The organism is Arthrobacter endolithicus, from assembly GCF_026627425.1.
In the GTDB taxonomy this organism is placed as follows: Bacteria; Actinomycetota; Actinomycetes; order Actinomycetales; family Micrococcaceae; genus Arthrobacter_M.
The window spans coordinates 132,056-147,343 of sequence record NZ_JAPNLH010000010.1; the positions used below are offsets into that span (position 1 = coordinate 132,056).

Annotated in this window: 17 protein-coding genes; 9 read left to right on the top strand and 8 right to left on the bottom strand. The window is 63.1% G+C overall.

Going from position 1 to position 15,288, the window contains the following annotated elements; all coding sequences use genetic code 11:
* Window positions 1-138: 138 nt before the first annotated feature.
* The 3 genes from OS914_RS10910 to OS914_RS10920 form a co-directional block, all read right to left on the bottom strand.
* Window positions 139-468: a biotin/lipoyl-containing protein gene (locus tag OS914_RS10910; protein ID WP_267546088.1), complete on the bottom strand. Its 330-nt coding sequence runs from the start codon at window positions 466-468 to the stop codon at window positions 139-141.
* On the bottom strand, window positions 461-1,501 hold the full coding sequence (locus OS914_RS10915) for an alpha-ketoacid dehydrogenase subunit beta (RefSeq protein ID WP_267546108.1): 1,041 nt from the start codon (window positions 1,499-1,501) through the stop codon (window positions 461-463). The genes OS914_RS10910 and OS914_RS10915 overlap by 8 nt, the downstream gene beginning before the upstream one ends.
* Before the next feature lie 145 nt (window positions 1,502-1,646).
* Entirely contained in the window at window positions 1,647-2,708 is a 1,062-nt protein-coding gene (locus OS914_RS10920; RefSeq protein WP_420713933.1) for a thiamine pyrophosphate-dependent enzyme, read from the bottom strand.
* A 292-nt stretch (window positions 2,709-3,000) separates the two neighbouring features.
* On the opposite strand from OS914_RS10920, the gene OS914_RS10925 reads away from it, so the two are divergent.
* The 8 genes from OS914_RS10925 (at window position 3,001) to OS914_RS10960 (ending at window position 10,576) form a co-directional block, all read left to right on the top strand.
* A complete protein-coding gene (locus OS914_RS10925; protein WP_267546089.1) occupies window positions 3,001-3,192 on the top strand; it encodes a type II toxin-antitoxin system VapB family antitoxin in 192 nt (63 codons plus the stop codon).
* 5 nt (window positions 3,193-3,197) lie between these two features.
* Entirely contained in the window at window positions 3,198-3,566 is a 369-nt protein-coding gene (locus OS914_RS10930; protein ID WP_267546090.1) for a type II toxin-antitoxin system VapC family toxin, read from the top strand.
* A gap of 113 nt (window positions 3,567-3,679) precedes the next feature.
* Window positions 3,680-4,153, top strand: a complete 474-nt coding sequence (locus tag OS914_RS10935) for an Lrp/AsnC family transcriptional regulator (RefSeq protein ID WP_267546091.1) — start codon at window positions 3,680-3,682, stop codon at window positions 4,151-4,153.
* Between the two features lie 200 nt (window positions 4,154-4,353).
* Window positions 4,354-5,097: an NUDIX hydrolase gene (locus OS914_RS10940; protein WP_267546110.1), complete on the top strand. Its 744-nt coding sequence runs from the start codon at window positions 4,354-4,356 to the stop codon at window positions 5,095-5,097.
* Window positions 5,098-5,257: 160 nt separating this feature from the next.
* Complete coding sequence (gene nadA / locus OS914_RS10945) at window positions 5,258-6,583, top strand: quinolinate synthase NadA (protein WP_267546092.1); 1,326 nt, start codon at window positions 5,258-5,260, stop codon at window positions 6,581-6,583.
* Window positions 6,580-8,427, top strand: a complete 1,848-nt coding sequence (locus tag OS914_RS10950; RefSeq protein WP_324290648.1) for an L-aspartate oxidase — start codon at window positions 6,580-6,582, stop codon at window positions 8,425-8,427. The genes nadA and OS914_RS10950 overlap by 4 nt, the downstream gene beginning before the upstream one ends.
* Window positions 8,424-9,332: a carboxylating nicotinate-nucleotide diphosphorylase gene (nadC, locus tag OS914_RS10955; RefSeq protein WP_267546093.1), complete on the top strand. Its 909-nt coding sequence runs from the start codon at window positions 8,424-8,426 to the stop codon at window positions 9,330-9,332. The genes OS914_RS10950 and nadC overlap by 4 nt, the downstream gene beginning before the upstream one ends.
* Window positions 9,329-10,576 (top strand): cysteine desulfurase family protein, encoded by a 1,248-nt coding sequence (locus tag OS914_RS10960; protein WP_267546094.1) that lies wholly within the window; start codon window positions 9,329-9,331, stop codon window positions 10,574-10,576. Before nadC ends, OS914_RS10960 begins: the two co-directional genes overlap by 4 nt.
* A gap of 10 nt (window positions 10,577-10,586) precedes the next feature.
* Here the strand turns inward: OS914_RS10960 and OS914_RS10965 are convergent, their stop codons facing one another.
* The 5 genes from OS914_RS10965 to OS914_RS10985 all read right to left on the bottom strand — a co-directional run bounded on the left by OS914_RS10965 (window position 10,587) and on the right by OS914_RS10985 (window position 14,154).
* Window positions 10,587-11,057: a GtrA family protein gene (locus OS914_RS10965; RefSeq protein ID WP_267546095.1), complete on the bottom strand. Its 471-nt coding sequence runs from the start codon at window positions 11,055-11,057 to the stop codon at window positions 10,587-10,589.
* Between the two features lie 87 nt (window positions 11,058-11,144).
* On the bottom strand, window positions 11,145-11,987 hold the full coding sequence (locus tag OS914_RS10970; protein ID WP_267546096.1) for a fumarylacetoacetate hydrolase family protein: 843 nt from the start codon (window positions 11,985-11,987) through the stop codon (window positions 11,145-11,147).
* Window positions 11,988-12,080: 93 nt separating this feature from the next.
* On the bottom strand, window positions 12,081-12,869 hold the full coding sequence (locus OS914_RS10975) for a DUF1684 domain-containing protein (protein WP_324290649.1): 789 nt from the start codon (window positions 12,867-12,869) through the stop codon (window positions 12,081-12,083).
* Complete coding sequence (locus tag OS914_RS10980) at window positions 12,866-13,006, bottom strand: hypothetical protein (RefSeq protein WP_267546097.1); 141 nt, start codon at window positions 13,004-13,006, stop codon at window positions 12,866-12,868. Before OS914_RS10980 ends, OS914_RS10975 begins: the two co-directional genes overlap by 4 nt.
* 56 nt (window positions 13,007-13,062) lie before the next feature.
* A complete protein-coding gene (locus OS914_RS10985; RefSeq protein WP_267546098.1) occupies window positions 13,063-14,154 on the bottom strand; it encodes an alpha/beta fold hydrolase in 1,092 nt (363 codons plus the stop codon).
* 261 nt (window positions 14,155-14,415) lie between these two features.
* On the opposite strand from OS914_RS10985, the gene OS914_RS10990 reads away from it, so the two are divergent.
* Window positions 14,416-15,096, top strand: a complete 681-nt coding sequence (locus tag OS914_RS10990) for a hypothetical protein (protein ID WP_267546099.1) — start codon at window positions 14,416-14,418, stop codon at window positions 15,094-15,096.
* Window positions 15,097-15,288 lie beyond the last annotated feature (192 nt).

The window sequence follows — 15,288 nt, forward strand, 5'->3', positions numbered from 1 at the left end:
GGGAAAGGTCTCACGTACGAGTATTTCATTATTCCCGCCGGGCAGCGGGGGTCGCCCGCCCAGTCACCGTTTCCCCCAGGGCGCCGACCGTCATGCGCCGTGACCGTTGTATGCCGGGTTGGCCAGCCGCCGTCGTTCCTAGTCATCCTCCGGCAGGGCATTGAGCCGGACGCGGCGCCGCGGGGCCTGCTCAACGGGCACGGTGCCCACGATCCCGGCGGTATTGTCCGGAATCTCAAAGACGATCAGTGGCTCGCCAACGGCAATGGTCCCGCCGGGCTCGCCATGGATGCGGACCACCTTGCCGGCCTGCGGGGAGGGCAGCTCCACCGCGGACTTGGTGGTTTCCACCTCCACCAGCGGCTGATTGCGCTCCACCTGATCTCCGGGTGCCACCAGCCATTCCAGCACGGTAGCCTCGATCAGGCCTTCGCCGAGGTCCGGCAAGGGGAAGGAAATTTCAGCCACGGCGGTACTCCAATACGCGTTGCATGCCGAACAGAATCCGGTCAATGTTGGGGATGTATTCGTCTTCCAGATCGCCGGAGGGGTACGGCACGTCGAAGCCGGTAACGCGTTCCACCGGAGCCTTGAGCGAGCCGAAGCAGCGTTCGGTCACCAGCGCGGCCACCTCGGCGCCAAGTCCGGCCGTCAGCGGGCCTTCATGGACGACGACGGCGCGCCGGGTTTTGCCGACCGAGGCGGCCAGCCCCTCGGCATCGATCGGTTTGAGCCAGCGCAGATCCAGCACCTCGACGTCGATGCCGTCTTCGGCGGCAAGCTCAGCAACTTGTTGGCAGCGGGACACCATGGCGCCCCAGGCGATGAGGGTCAGGTGTCTGCCGGTGCGGACGACCCTGGAACCGAGATTAACTGACGCGGGGGTGCCGGCGACAGTGCCCGGCACCGGCGCGGACCCGCCGCCGTCGACGCTGGCGTTGGGCACGCCGTCGTCGAACACCACTTCGCCTTTTTGCCAGTAGCGGGACTTTGGCTCCATGAAGATAATCGGATCCGGCCGGGACGCGGCATATTTGAGCAGGTGATAGGCCTCGTGCGGAGACGACGGGGAGACGACCTTCAGCCCGGGGACGTGCGCAAAGAGCGATTCCAGGCTCTCGCCGTGCAGCTCGGGAGCACGGATGCCACCGAAACTTGGCACCCGCAAGGTCACCGGCATGGGCAGTGTGCCGCGGCTGCGATAGTTCATCCGGGCCAGCTGGCAGACAATTTGGTTCACGGCAGGGTAGGAGAAACCGTCGAACTGGACTTCGGGGATGGGATGCAGACCGGCCATGGCCAGGCCTACGCTCATGCCGAGGATTCCGGATTCTGCCAGCGGGGTGTCGAAGACGCGCTCGGCGCCGAACTCGTTTTGCAGGCCATCGGTGATCCGGAAGACTCCGCCCAGCACGCCGACGTCCTCGCCCAGTACCAGCGCCTTGTGGTCACTGGCGAGGATCTCGCGCAGGGCCAGGTTGAGGGCCTGCTGCATGGACATGATGTGAGTCCGGCCGCCGGGCCGTGCTGCGCTTTCGGGCGATTGATCGAGCACCGCCGCACCAGCCCCGGCATCCGCTGCCTCCACGTTGTGCCGGGCGGCTTCGAGATCACTGGAATGGACGTCCAGTTCATCTATCGGTGTATTAGACATGTTCGGACTCCTCGCGCCAGCGCTGTGCCTGTCCGGCCAGGGCCGGAGTAGATTCCTGGAAAACAAAGTCAAACATTTCGCTACCAGGCCGGGCCGCCAGCCCCGCGACGCCCGCACGGATTTGTTCCTCTTCAACCTTGGCGGAATCCAGGGCGGCGGCAAAGAACTCCTGATCTGCCAGGCCCTCGGCCAGGAGCCGGTCCCGCAGCATAAGAATCGGGTCGATTCCCGCATCGGCGCTTTCCGAAGCCAACGTACGGTAGCGGCCCGGATCATCACTGGTGGAATGCGGTCCGCGCCGGTAGGTCATCGCCTCGATCACCATCGGTCCGTTCCCGGCGCGACAGTGTGCCAGGGCCGTTCGCATGGCACGGACGACGGCCGCAACGTCGTTACCATCGATCTGCAGTGCCGGGATGCCGTAACCTGCCGCCCGGGCAGCAACGGAGCCACCGGCCACCTGCCGTGCGGTAGGCACGGAGATGGCCCAGCCGTTGTTCTGCGTGAAGAACACCACCGGTGCTTTCATGACGGCGGCAAAGTTCATCGCCTCATGCACGTCCCCCTGCGAGCTGGCGCCGTCGCCGAAGTAACTGACGGCGACCCCCTGCTTTTCCGCCGGGAGTCCGGCGAGTTTCTGTCCGTGCGCCCAGCCGACGGCGTGCAGCACCGATCCGGCCACGACGGCCTGAATGGGGGCCATCCGGGACTTCACCGGATCGTAGAGCCCCCCATGCCAGCTCGCCTTGTGGGTGGACATGTAGCCGACCATGTCCACGCCCATCGCCCGCGCCACGCCCATCTCGCGGTAGGTCGGAAAGACAAAGTCGCGGTCAAGGTCGACGGCGTATCCGCTGCCGACCTGCGCCGCCTCCTGTCCCAGCTCAGGGGCATAGCCGGGAATCAGGCCCTGGCGCTGCCAGGCGACGGCCGAGGTATCCAGGTGGCGTACGGCAACCATGAGCTTGTACAGGGTGCGCAGCTCTTCGCCGGTTGGCTCGAATTTACGAGCACCCGTTTGTCCGTCGGAGTGGGGATCGGAGGGTGAAGTCATTGAGGGTCTTTCAGTTCAGCCGAGGGTTGAGGCGTGCGCGTCATTGGGCACGCCGTCCACTTGTGACCCTAATCACCGGCGAGCTGGCGCGCAATCTGGCATCAAATTATCGTCAACCTGCACACCTCAGGTGCTGAGTGCCGCAGGATAGGTGACAAATTGTTCATTTGCAGACAAGAGACAGCAGATTCCTCTCGTTGCCCAGCGTGAGCGCGGCCCACCTCTTCCTCTTCCAGGGGTGCACTCTTTCTGGCATCATTAGATGTAGAAAATGGTGCAACGGGAGAATCCAATGCGGACCACGGTAAATTTGGATGACGATTTGCTGGCTCAGGCCGGGGAGCTCACGGGAATCAGCGAGCGGTCTGCCCTGCTCCGTGAAGCCTTGAGAGCGCTGATAGCAAAGGAAAGCTCGAGGCGGCTGGCGCTGCTGGGTGGTTCGGACCCGGCAGCTACTGCAGCTCATCGCCGTCGCACTGGGTAAAACCGATGGGAATTCTGGTAGATACAAGCGTCTGGATAGACCACCTTCGCAGCGGCAACAAGGTGCTCAGCCGGGCTCTCACCGACTCCCTGGTTGTCACTCATGAGGGCGTTATCGGAGAACTGGCCCTGGGAAACCTGGCTCGGCAGGATTTGTTTTTGCAATCCCTGGAGCGCATCCCGCATGTGATTGGAGCTTCCCATCGGGAAGTTATGACCCTTATCTCCAGCGCCCAATTGGCTGGAAGAGGGGTTGGCTACCGCGATGTGCACCTGCTGGCATCCGCGATGCTTACGGCCAATACCCGGCTCTGGACTTTGGACAAGCGGCTGGCAGCCGTCGCCACCGAACTGAACATCGCTTTCACCTTGTAATCGTCAGCCCGGGTCGACTACCCCTGCGTGAAACAATGGCTACAGGTTGTATACCGATTTGGCCGATATGGCGGATAACTGTTCCGATGATGGCGTTCGATAGGGGAATTAAGATGGCTGTTGATGCTCTCGATGCGAAAATCGTGCGTCTTTTCACCGACTCTCCGCGCATCTCCGTCCTAGAGGCTTCCCGGCTGCTGAAAATAGCCCGCGCCACCGTGCAGTCCAGACTCGATCGGATGTTGGAATCCGGAGTGATCTCCGTATGGGCGCCGCAGCCGGATCCGGCGGCGTTCGGCTTTCCAGTGGTTGCCTTTTGCTCCCTAACGATCAACCAGGACCTTGGGCACGATGCCGTCGTCGAGGCGCTGGCGGCCATTCCGGAAATTATGGAGATCCATACGGTCTCCGGTGGCAGTGACTTGATGGCACGGGTGGCGGCACGGTCCAATTCCGATTTGCAGCGCGTGCTCGATGCCATGATTGCCACCAAGTCAGTGCGGCGCTCAGCTTCGGTCATGGTGCTTAACACGCATTTCCAGGGCAGGACCCTGCCGCTGCTCGAAGCCGCAGCGCGCCAAATCTGACAGCTGCCCGCAAGCGGAAAGTCACTCGCACTGAGGCATCCGGATCGGCTGGGTGACGTTCTCCGCCGTCGGCAGTTTTTGATATTCCGGGCCAGAGCCGTAAACTTAGTTCAGGTCATCATGACTGTAACTCTTTAGCCGGGTCTGACCAACCGAACGACGGAACCGACTGCGCGAAGGGAGCGGGGATGACAGGGTTCATGTTTTCCGAGGCAGCGAATGTCACCGAGCGCCGTCAGCAGCCGCCGGCGCTGGCCATCTCCACAGTTATATTTGCCCTGCGTCCGAGCGCTTCATCAGGGCGGCCGGTGCTGTGGTTGCCGCTGGTTCGGCGGATTCGAGAGCCATTCCGGGACCACTGGGCCCTCCCCGGCGGTCCGCTCACACAGGCGGAATCTTTGCAGGACGCGGCCGCCCGGAACCTGCAGGAGACCACCGGCCTGGTCCCGAAATATCTGGAACAGCTGTACGCGTTTGGCGGTCTGCACCGGTCGCCGGGACAGCGGGTGGTGTCCATCGCCTATTGGGCCCTGGTGCAGCCCACGGAAGCGGCGTTGGCCGAAGAATCCATTAACGTGAAGTGGTTTCGTGCGGACAAGCTGCAGCAACTCGCCTTCGACCACAACGAGATTGTCAACTATGCCCTGTGGCGCTTGCGCAACAAAATGACCTACGGCACGATCGCGTATCACCTGCTGGGGGAAAAATTTACGCTGGCCCAGGTCCGCGAGGTGTATGAAGCAGTCCTGGATCGCGCCCTGGATCCGGCCAACTTCCGGCGACAGCTGACGGCAGATCGGCAGATTGAAGCCACCGGGGAATATCTGCAGGGCGGAAAGCACCGGCCGCCCCGGCTCTACCGCTACACCGGTGCTCTTGCAGCAGACAAGTACGACAATTTCGACGACGACGACTTGGACGGTAAGGCAGCGGCGGTACCCTGACCGCGCCGGCAGGGGGCTGGGACCATTCGCGGGCCCCCTTCATCAGATTCCCCCCTCACCCAATTTTCCCCCTCATCGAATTTCATCAGCATCGAATTTCATCAGCACCGGAATCCATCAGAAATCGACACCCCTAACCCCTGAGACTAAGGAAGACCCGATGTCATCAGTCAAGACCGCCATTTCACTGATCGCGCACAGAAATGCGACCGCCCCGGCACTGGACGCCGCAGGCAGGCCGGACGCGTCCGCCGGTACCTGCGGCCCCGACCTGGCGTCGGCACCCTGGGAATTCGACCTGGCCGAGGCGCTGGCCGGGACGCCCGGCTACGGACCGGGAGCGTCGTCGTCGGATGTCGCTCCAGTTTCGACTCCGCGACAGGGTCAGCTGCCGCAGGAGTACAAGGATGCCGACGACGGCGAACTAGAGACCCGGATTCTCGCCGCCAAGGCGGCGTTGGGGGACCGGGTGGTGATTTTGGGCCACTTCTATCAACGTGACGAGGTGATCAGATTTGCCGACTTTGTCGGAGACTCCTTCCAATTGGCGAACGCGGCCAAGGGCAAACCCGCCGCGGAAGCCATAGTCTTCTGCGGCGTGCACTTCATGGCAGAAACGGCGGATATGCTCTCCGGGACCGGACAATCGGTGATCCTGCCCAACCTTGCTGCCGGGTGCTCGATGGCTGATATGGCGGATATTGAGTCCGTTTCCGCATGCTGGGAGCAATTGGCGGAGCTGTACGGAAACGAACCGGATGCCCAAGGCCGCGTTCCGGTTATTCCGGTCACCTACATGAATTCCTCTGCAGCATTAAAGGCCTTCTGCGGCGAGCACGGCGGAATAGTTTGTACGTCGTCCAACGCAGCGACCGTGCTGGAGTGGGCCTTCGAACGAGGCCAGCGGGTGTTGTTCTTTCCCGACCAGCACCTGGGGCGAAACACAGCCAAGGCCATGGGAGTGCCGCTGGACCAGATGCCTATGTGGAACCCCCGCCAAGCCTGGGGAGGCACCGATGAGCGGAGCCTCCGCGACGCCCGTGTGATTCTGTGGCACGGCTTCTGTTCCGTGCACAAGCGTTTCAATGTCGGCCAGATTGAGAAGGCCCGAGCGGATTTCCCGGGCGTGCGGGTGATCGTTCACCCAGAGTGCCCAATGCCTGTGGTGGACGCGGCGGATGAAGCCGGATCCACGGATTACATCTTGAAGGCCATTGCAGCGGCACCGGCGGGCAGCACCTTTGCCATCGGCACCGAGATCAATATGGTTAACCGATTGGCCGCGCAGTATCCGCAGCACACCATCTTTTGCCTGGATCCGGTGATCTGCCCGTGTTCGACGATGTACCGGATTCACCCCGGTTATCTGGCCTGGGTGCTGGAAGGCCTTGTGCGGGGCGAAGTGCTCAATCAAATCACCGTCACGGAGGCCATTGCAGTCCCGGCTAGGGTGGCTTTGGAGCGGATGCTGGCGGCAAAACCGTGACCGCAGCGCGAGACCGGACAGCTGCCCATTCCGTGACAGCCGCGGAGGCCGGCCCGGAGACCGGCGGGGTGCCCGGCAGGGAAGCTCCGCTTCGGATCATCGTCGTCGGCAGTGGTATTGCCGGACTGTACGGTGCCGTGCTTGCCGCTGAGGGTGGGGCTTCCGTAACGCTGCTGACCAAGGGAATTCTGAGCCAAAGCAACACCGGCTTTGCCCAGGGCGGGATCAGTGCGGTGCTGGGATCAGACCACGCTGCACCCGGCGATTCGGTGGAGGCCCATATCGCAGACACGCTCAAGGCCGGCGCGGGGTACTGCGATCCAGCGGCCGTTCGTGTCCTGTGTACGGAGGCGAAGGGCGACATTGCCCGGCTGGAGAGCCTTGGACTGGTTTTTGACACCGATGCCTCCTCCGGCGCACGCGCGTTAGGGCTGGAGGCCGCGCATTCCGCGGCCAGGATTCTGCACGTGGGCGGCGATTCTACCGGTGCCGCAATTTCGTCAACCCTGATCGACGCCGTGCTGGCGCGTTCGGGTTCGGTGGAGCCAGGACCCGGCGGCCCGAGTCCCCGGCACCCGGGCGGTGCGGGGACGATCACTGTATTTGAGCACGCCTTTATGATGGAACTGACGACGGCGGCGGGGCGAGTTAACGGGGTCCGTTACCTTTGGGATGGAGCCGAGCACCTGATGGAAGCGGACGCCGTGCTGCTCGCCACCGGCGGTGCCGGTGAGATGTTCGAGACCACGACGAATCCGGACGTGGCCACCGGCGACGGAGTCGCTGCAGCCTGGCGGGCCGGCGCTGTAGTGGCGGACGCGGAATTCTTCCAGTTCCATCCCACAGCGCTCGCGGTTCCAGGGAGCTTCATGATCTCCGAGGCGGTCCGAGGCGCGGGCGCCGTGCTCCGCGATGACCGCGGCTACCGATTCATGCCGGACTACCATGCCGATGCTGAACTGGCTCCCCGCGATGTAGTGGCCCGAAGTATCGCCCTTCACCTGTCCGCCACCGGCGCCGGCACGAAAGGGTGCGTATACCTTGATGCCACCGTCGTGGAGGCGGAACAGGGAGCTGGCTATTTGGCGGCACGGTTCCCCGGCATAGATACCGCCGTCCGTGGTTTGGGTTTTGACTGGACCTGCGAATTCCTCCCGGTGCTTCCGGCTGCGCATTATTGGATGGGCGGAATCGCCACGGACCTGCATGGGCGTACCTCATTGCCGGGATTATTCGCCGCCGGCGAGGTGGCCTGCACCGGCGTCCATGGAGCGAACCGGCTGGCATCCAATTCATTGCTGGAGGGCCTGGTGTTCGCCCGGCGTTCGGTCACTGCCGTGTTCGCCGATTTCCTTCACACCACCGATTGCTTAGACTTCACCGACTGCCTGGACGACGACGGACCCGCTGGCGTAGCCCGTTCACATCCGAACTACGAGAACGAAAGTCTGCCTGCAGTGCATGCACTGCCACCACTGCAGGCACTGCAGGCAGAAGTGTGGACACTACCGGACTTCGACGTGTTGGACCTGCGCAGCCTGATGTCCAGTTGTGCCGGGGTACTTCGTGATGGTGCCGGGCTCGACCTTGCGGCGAAACAGTTGGACAGTTGGATGGCAGCAACCGGCTCGATGACGCATGCAAGGGCGCAAACCGGGCAACCGGAGCAGAAGGAAATTGAGCGCCGGAATCTGCTCACCACGGCCGGTCTCCTGGTCGCGGCTGCCAGGCGGCGGTCGGGGTCCCTTGGCGCCCACTACCGCAGTGACTCGAGCGAACAGCAGTCAGCTGAACAAACGTGCCGGCCCACGATTGCCAGGATCAAAGAAAGCAGTCGCTCATGAACGCCATCCACCCAGGGTTGCTAGTGGACCCCGGATCGCTTCCCTCGGCAGCCGTCCATAAAATCCTGACCGCAGCGCTGGAAGAAGATGCACCTTACGGGGACATTACCTCCGGGACGCTGCTGCCTGCGGACGCCGTAGCGACCGCCTGGTTGGTGGCGCGGGAACCAGGGATTTTCAGCGGCGGCGGTGTTTTCGCCGCCATGATGCGCCTGACTGATCCGGATGCGGTGGTGACCATTCTGAAAGCCGACGGCGAAGCCTTTGCTGCCGGGGACAGCCTGGCGAGCGTCACGGGTCTGGCTCAGGCGGTCTTAATGGCTGAGCGAGTGGCGCTGAACCTGACGCAGCGGATGAGCGCCATTGCCACCGCCACTGCCGAGTACGTTGCACTGGCAGCCGGTACCAAGGCACGGGTGACGGATACCCGGAAGACGACCCCCGGGCTTCGGGTGCTGGAACGCTATGCTGTCCGGTGCGGTGGCGGCTACAACCACCGGTTCTCGCTTTCCGATGCTGTTCTTGCAAAGGACAACCACCTGGCCGTGCTCACCAACTCGGATCCTGGGCTACTCACCGCAGCGCTCGCCGGCGCACGGGCGCGGCTGTCCCACACCGTTCATTTCGAGGTGGAGGTGGACCGACAGGAACAGATCGAGCCGGTGCTCGCGGCAGGCGTGGACACCATTATGTTGGACAACTTTGCTCTGGACGCGCTGGCCGCCGGGGTAGCACAGGTGGCGGGGCGGGCATTGGTTGAAGCGAGCGGAAACGTCAATCTCAGTACCGTCGCCGCAATTGCACGCACGGGGGTGGACATTATTTCCGTCGGCGCGCTGACGCATAGCGTTCGAGCACTGGATCTGGGGTTGGATATCAGCGTGGACACCGGCCCACGACCGTGATCTTTCTCGATGCCGCTGCCACGGGCCCGGTGCGCCGCGAAGCAATTGAAGCGATGTGGCCTTACCTCACGGGTCAGTTCGGGAACCCATCCAGTCATCATGGGCTGGGGGAGAGCGCAGCCGCCGGGCTGCGCGCAGCGCGGGAGGAAGTTGCGGGCGTGCTCGGCTGCCGGCCCGGTGAAGTCATCTTCACCGCAGGCGGCACCGAAGCGGACAACCTGGCAGTCAAGGGAATTGCACTGGCTCGCCGTTCCGCGCAACCAGGACGTCGACGGTTACTGATCAGCGCCGTCGAGCATCCGGCTGTGCAGGAATCCGCCGCTTATCTGCAACGCCGGCACGGATTCGAAGTGGACGTGGTGCCGGTGGATGCTGACGGGCGGGTGGAGCCGTCTGTCTTCGCTTCACTCTTGGAGAAAGCGGGCCAGGAGAAAGCGGGCCTGGAAAGCGGCGCGACCAACCCCACCGGTTCGGCAGGCACCCCGGGGCGTTCGAATGTGGCGATGGCCAGCGTGATGTACGCCAACAACGAGGTGGGCACCGTCCAGCCGATCCGTGAACTCGCGGCGGCGGCAAAAGCGGCCGGAGTTCCCTTCCATGCTGATGCCGTCCAGGCTGCCGGCTGGCTGCCAGTTAAGGTGGCGGAGCTGGGCGTGGACGCGCTGAGTTTGTCCGGGCACAAGTTGGGTGCCCCGAAAGGCTCGGGTGTCCTTTACCTGCGCGGGAACGTATTGGCGGATCCCCTGCTGCACGGCGGCGGGCAGGAGCGTGGAGCGCGCTCCGGCACGGAGAACGTTGCCTTTGCGGTTGCTTTCGCCACGGCATTGCGGCTGGCGGAGCTGGAGCGGAAGGCTGCTGCCGCACGGATGGGGAGCCTGCAGAAAAAATTCACCGCAGAGATTCTCCGTCGCGTTCCCGGTGCCATGCTGACCGGGCACGCAACCGAGCGATTGCCGACTGTCGCATCGTTTTGCTTTCCAGGCACCAGCGGGGAATCGGTCCTCTTGGAGCTGGAACGGCGGTCCATTCTGTGTTCCAGCGGTTCCGCCTGCGCCGCAGGATCGGATGAACCATCCGCTGTGCTTACCGCAATGGGAATCCGGCGGGAAGTTGCCCAAACAGCCGTCCGCTTCAGTTTCACCAACTCCGTCACCGAAGCGGAACTGGGCACTGCGGCCGAGGCCGTCGTGAGTTCCCTGGAAGCGATCGGGCGGCTACAGCCTGGGCGACAGTGGGCGCCATAGCCGCACCGCATTAGCTGTTGCGGATGCGGCGGAAAATCCAGTAGCGCAGGAGCAGGAATCGGGTGACTGCGGCCAGGACATTTGCCGCGGTGATCACCAGCAGTTCATCAAGAAAAGACGCGCCCGGAGCCACGGTATGCAGCAACCATAGGCTCCCGCTGGTCAGTCCCAGCGCCAGCAGCATGACCCACAGCCCACGCCGTTGATCGCCGATCCAGCGGGCACGTTCATGAATGCCGAAGCTGTGCCGGCGGTTAAGGTCAGTATTGAGGATGGAGGTAAGCACCAGGGAAATCAGGTTTGCCCATTGCACGCCTAGGATGGGACGGATCAGCGCGAAAATCGCCACGGAAGCTATGGTGCACACGGCCCCGACAATCAGGAAGCCGCGCACTTGCTGTCGAATTGCGTCGCGTCCTTTGGCGGACGGCTGCACGGTGTCTTCCGGCCGCGCCGCGGCTGGCTCGGCAGGAATTCGCATCGACATAGTTATTAGACTCTTCCACTAAACCCGGTGATTTCCAAGAATCACCTCAAGATCTGCTGTGACAAGGCCCGGTCGAGGCGCCTAGGCTACCGGGAATGCCCTGACGGGGTTACTGAGATCGCCGAGGCCTGCGATCCTGCAGGTTACAGTGTCGCCGGGTCGAATCTGTCGGCATTCGGCAGGAAATCCCGTCAGAATCACATCTCCCGGGTGCAGTGTCATGAACGAACTCAGATAGACCAGAATCTCGTCTACGCCCCAGCCCAGATCGCCAGTACTGGCTCCCGCCAGTTCGGTGCCGTTATGCACGATCGAGATGGCCGCGTCATCGTCGTCGAAGTTGACCACGATCCATGGTCCCAGCGGTGTGAACGTGTCCTGGCTCTTGGCGCTGATCCACAATTCATCGGATTTTTGCAGGTCCCGGGCGGAAACGTCGTTGCCTATGGTGAATCCGAGCACCGCTGCCCGCGCCGTGGCGAGGGTTAGATTGCGGCTGGTACGGCCGACGACGACGGTCAGCTCGGCTTCCGGGTCGACGTAGCCGACGTCGGGACTGAGGAGAATTGGCTCGCCGGGGCCGATAACGCTGGTTGCCGCCTTGTGGAAGGCCTGCGCCGGCAATGCTCGGCCCGGTGCTCCGGTGTTGTGCGCCATCCCCAAGACATTGGCGGGGGAGCAGGGGGCCAGAAAGGTGAAATCGGCCTCGGTGACTGTGCTGCCGGGGGTCCATCCGGTGCGCTGGGGGCTATTCTGGTTTGCCGGCGAGCCGGGAAACGGAGTCTCGATGATTTCCCACACTGCGCCAGCGTCGCTGCCGAAGTCCTGTGCCGCATTGGATACGAAGAACTGCTCCGAGCCGTTTAGCGGACGGACGCGGGCAATGCGAAAGGGCGCTGGCCGAGCGGGAACTGTCATGGTCATGAAGACATCCTACCTCCTGCGATGCGTATCACTTATGCAGCCGTATACATCAAGGGTTGAGCCAACGCACGGCTAGAGACCATAGAGGAGCACCTATTGCTCGGCCGAAGGACGGAACATTTCGCCGGCCGTGATTGCGGCTCCAAGTCTGTTGTCGGGTCCCGGAAGAGGGCATGCCCATGCTTCGTTATAGGCACAGGATGGGTTATAGGAAAAGTTAAAATCCAGGATGAAGCGGGCACCCGTGCGGCCCAGATAAGCGCCTTTAATAGTGTCCAGCAAATACCGGCCGGCGCCGTAGCTGCCGTCCTCCCGGCCGGCTGTCATATCCCTGAAAGGAAGGAAGATACCCCCGCCGTAGCTGCTGAGCTGCCAGGCAGCGAGTGCGCCGATTCCGGGGATTTCAAAGGTCCCCAGCCGGACGAACGGAACCACACCGTCGGTGCCGGTGCGCACATCCCACGTTTCGCCTGCGCCTTCGCCCGTCAAGGTGGATTCGAACCGATATGTCGGGTCGTATGCTGCCACGGGGAGGCCGGTGAAGGCCGCTTTCTGCGTTTCCCCCAGCGCGGACGAAGGATGGGTGGCAAACATGGTGTCCCGCTTCCCGCGCCAGAGTGCGTGAGCGCGGGGCGGCGACGCCTCGGCGGCTGACCTGACCTCGGCATAGAGCGCGAAGGTCTGCAGCCGCCAGTCCAGTACCGCCGCGGCTTCCAGCACTGCTGCCTGCCGCCCCTCCCGCGGCCCAGTCGCCGAGCCCGTCTGCCCGGCGGCCTGCGCCGTTGGTTGCCCGGTTGCCTGCGCCGTCGGCTGTTCGCTTGCCTCTGCAGTCGGCTCCGGATGTTCCTTACGGTCCTCATTCGGTTCGGTGTGCGCACTCATGTGCGAAAGCCTACCGCCAGCAGCCGCGCCGCTATCTGGCGGAATAGACCCCGATCGCCGTCGACACGTGGATGGCCTTCCAGCTCTTCGCGTCCGCCGCGGTAAATCCCGCCATCCAGTCCAATTGTTACGGGCATAAATGACCTTGCCGCAAATAGGATGGCGTGGGGTTTCGTCTATCTGAAACTACGGTTCAGGCCGTGTGTGACGGGGCGTTCTGCGGCTTGTTGAGCTGCGGAGCGGTGGCCAGCTGTTCCAATAATACGTCAACTAGGTCGGGCTGCTCAATGGGGGCGAAGTGGCCGCAGTCGGCAATGGTAAACAACTCGGCGTGCGGCACAAGTTCGGCTAGTCGGGCCAGGTCCGACGGCGGCGTGAAGACATCCCGGTCTCCGCGCGTCGCCAGCACCGGGGCAGTAATCGATCGCCACCGGCTGAAGTCGTACCCCGCAGCAGCGCGGGCGGCCGCTGCGAAGGAAGCCGGACGTGCATCCTGGCCCAGCGCCGTAATCACCGTTGCGTCAATGCCACGCGGATCGGCAAAAAAGGGCGCCATCAGCACCTTCATCACCGCGCTGCTCCCCGTCCGGCGGATCAAAAATTCACCGGCCGCTCCACAAGCAGCCATGACGCGCATCACCAGCAGCATTCCGGTGAAGGCGGGGGAGTGCAGCAGCCCGTCGACTAATTTCCCGGCCGCCCGCGCCACACTGAAGGTCGTGCCGGAAATGACGGCGACGCTCGAGGTCCGCCGGGGTTCAACGGCAGCAATATGGAGGGCCAGGAAGCCGCCCATCGAGTGGCCGATCAGATTCCAGTTTCGGTAACCAAGGGTTACCAGGATGACGGTCACTACGTCCGCCATCGCCTCGATCGTTAGTGCCGAAATGTCAGTATCAAGGTCCGACTCGCCCCAACCAGGCAGATCCAGAAAGATCATGGGACGCCTAACTGCCGACTGTGTCGTACCGGTGCACTGTGCCGTACTGGCTTCTGCTCGGCCGTCGGCTGCTGCCAACAGCGGGACGAAGGTAGTCCAGGACCCTGCGGCTCCGTGCAAATACACGTCCACCGTCACGTTCCGACCGTCGCCGTCAGCTGCTGCGGGCGAATACCTGACCGCCACCGGCCCAAGATCGGTCGGAAATATCCGCCTCTGCAGAAGGGTACCCCGCTCTCTGGCCGGGTAACCCACCATCCCTGCCGCTGATACAACTGTCGACGATATGGGCAGGGCGCCGTCGGCGAAGGGTGTGACTGGTACGGCTGAAATGGCTGTGCTCACTGTTCTCCTTAGTCAACAGTCATTCGTCGCGGAGTCTGCCCCGGACTGGGCGATGCAGTCGCTCAAGCGAGCCGCGGAGACTACCGAACGCAGAATCGAAGCGGCCTATAGACTCCTGTCATGCATAGACGGACGACGGCGTTACGGCACCTCAGGTGGTTAGGCCCGGTACTCTGCGGTCTAGTCGCGGCTTCCTTGTCGGGTTGCGCCGCCGCTGCTCCTGACCCGGGTCTTTCCCCAGCAACGTCGTTAGGCACCGTCGTGACGGACGCACCGACGACCGGAACGTCGTCGTCTGCCGAGCGGACGTCGCCGCCAGCGGGTGCTTCGCCGTCGCCCTCCGGTGCCCCGACCGCGGCGACCCCGAACGCGGAGCCCACCGCCACCGCCTGGAAAACCTATACCGACCGTCGGCACATGGTCAGTTTTGAACTGCCGAAGGACTGGACGGTTCAGCAGGAAGCTGATGGACCCGCCGCCGGAGCAATGACCATAGTCGTCAAAAATGCGGACGGCCAGCGGCTGGCTACCCTCGCAACAGGGATATCCGGGCTGGGCGGTGCCTGCGCCGAAGGGCAGCTGCGCCCTTATACCGTGCTGGCAAGCATTCCGATAGACCTTCCCTCCGCCGCCGCGGATCCACAGGCAGTGTCGCCCCGCTTCGTTTTCCGGCTCATTCATGGGGCTAACTCGTTTTACGCGTCCTATGGGATTACGGATCACGCCGCCGGCACGAACGGGACCGCGTGCCTGATCTATAACACCGTCAGTGGGCCAGGACTCGGGATTTACATGTTTGGCGATGCTCTTCAGCTGACGGCCGGGGGCAGTCCTGCCGGGGGCAGAACATTCAATACGATTGCCGAGGCCCAGAAATACATGCTCAGCAGCGAGTTTCAGAACCTGCAGAGAATGATCACGTCGCTGAAGATCACGGTTTAGTCTGTTTAGTCGGGTTGGCTTGGCTGCCTCTGGAAAGGCGGGCCGGAGAGTCCTACCACTCGCTGCCGGTGATGATGGTGCGGGCGAAGTTTTGGGCGTCTTTGAGGTCGTCGTGGTAGGTGTTGCGGATCCAGGGATTCTCGGTGTACCCGGCCGCTGGTCCTCCGTTTGGGGTGGTGCCTGTCCTCGCGT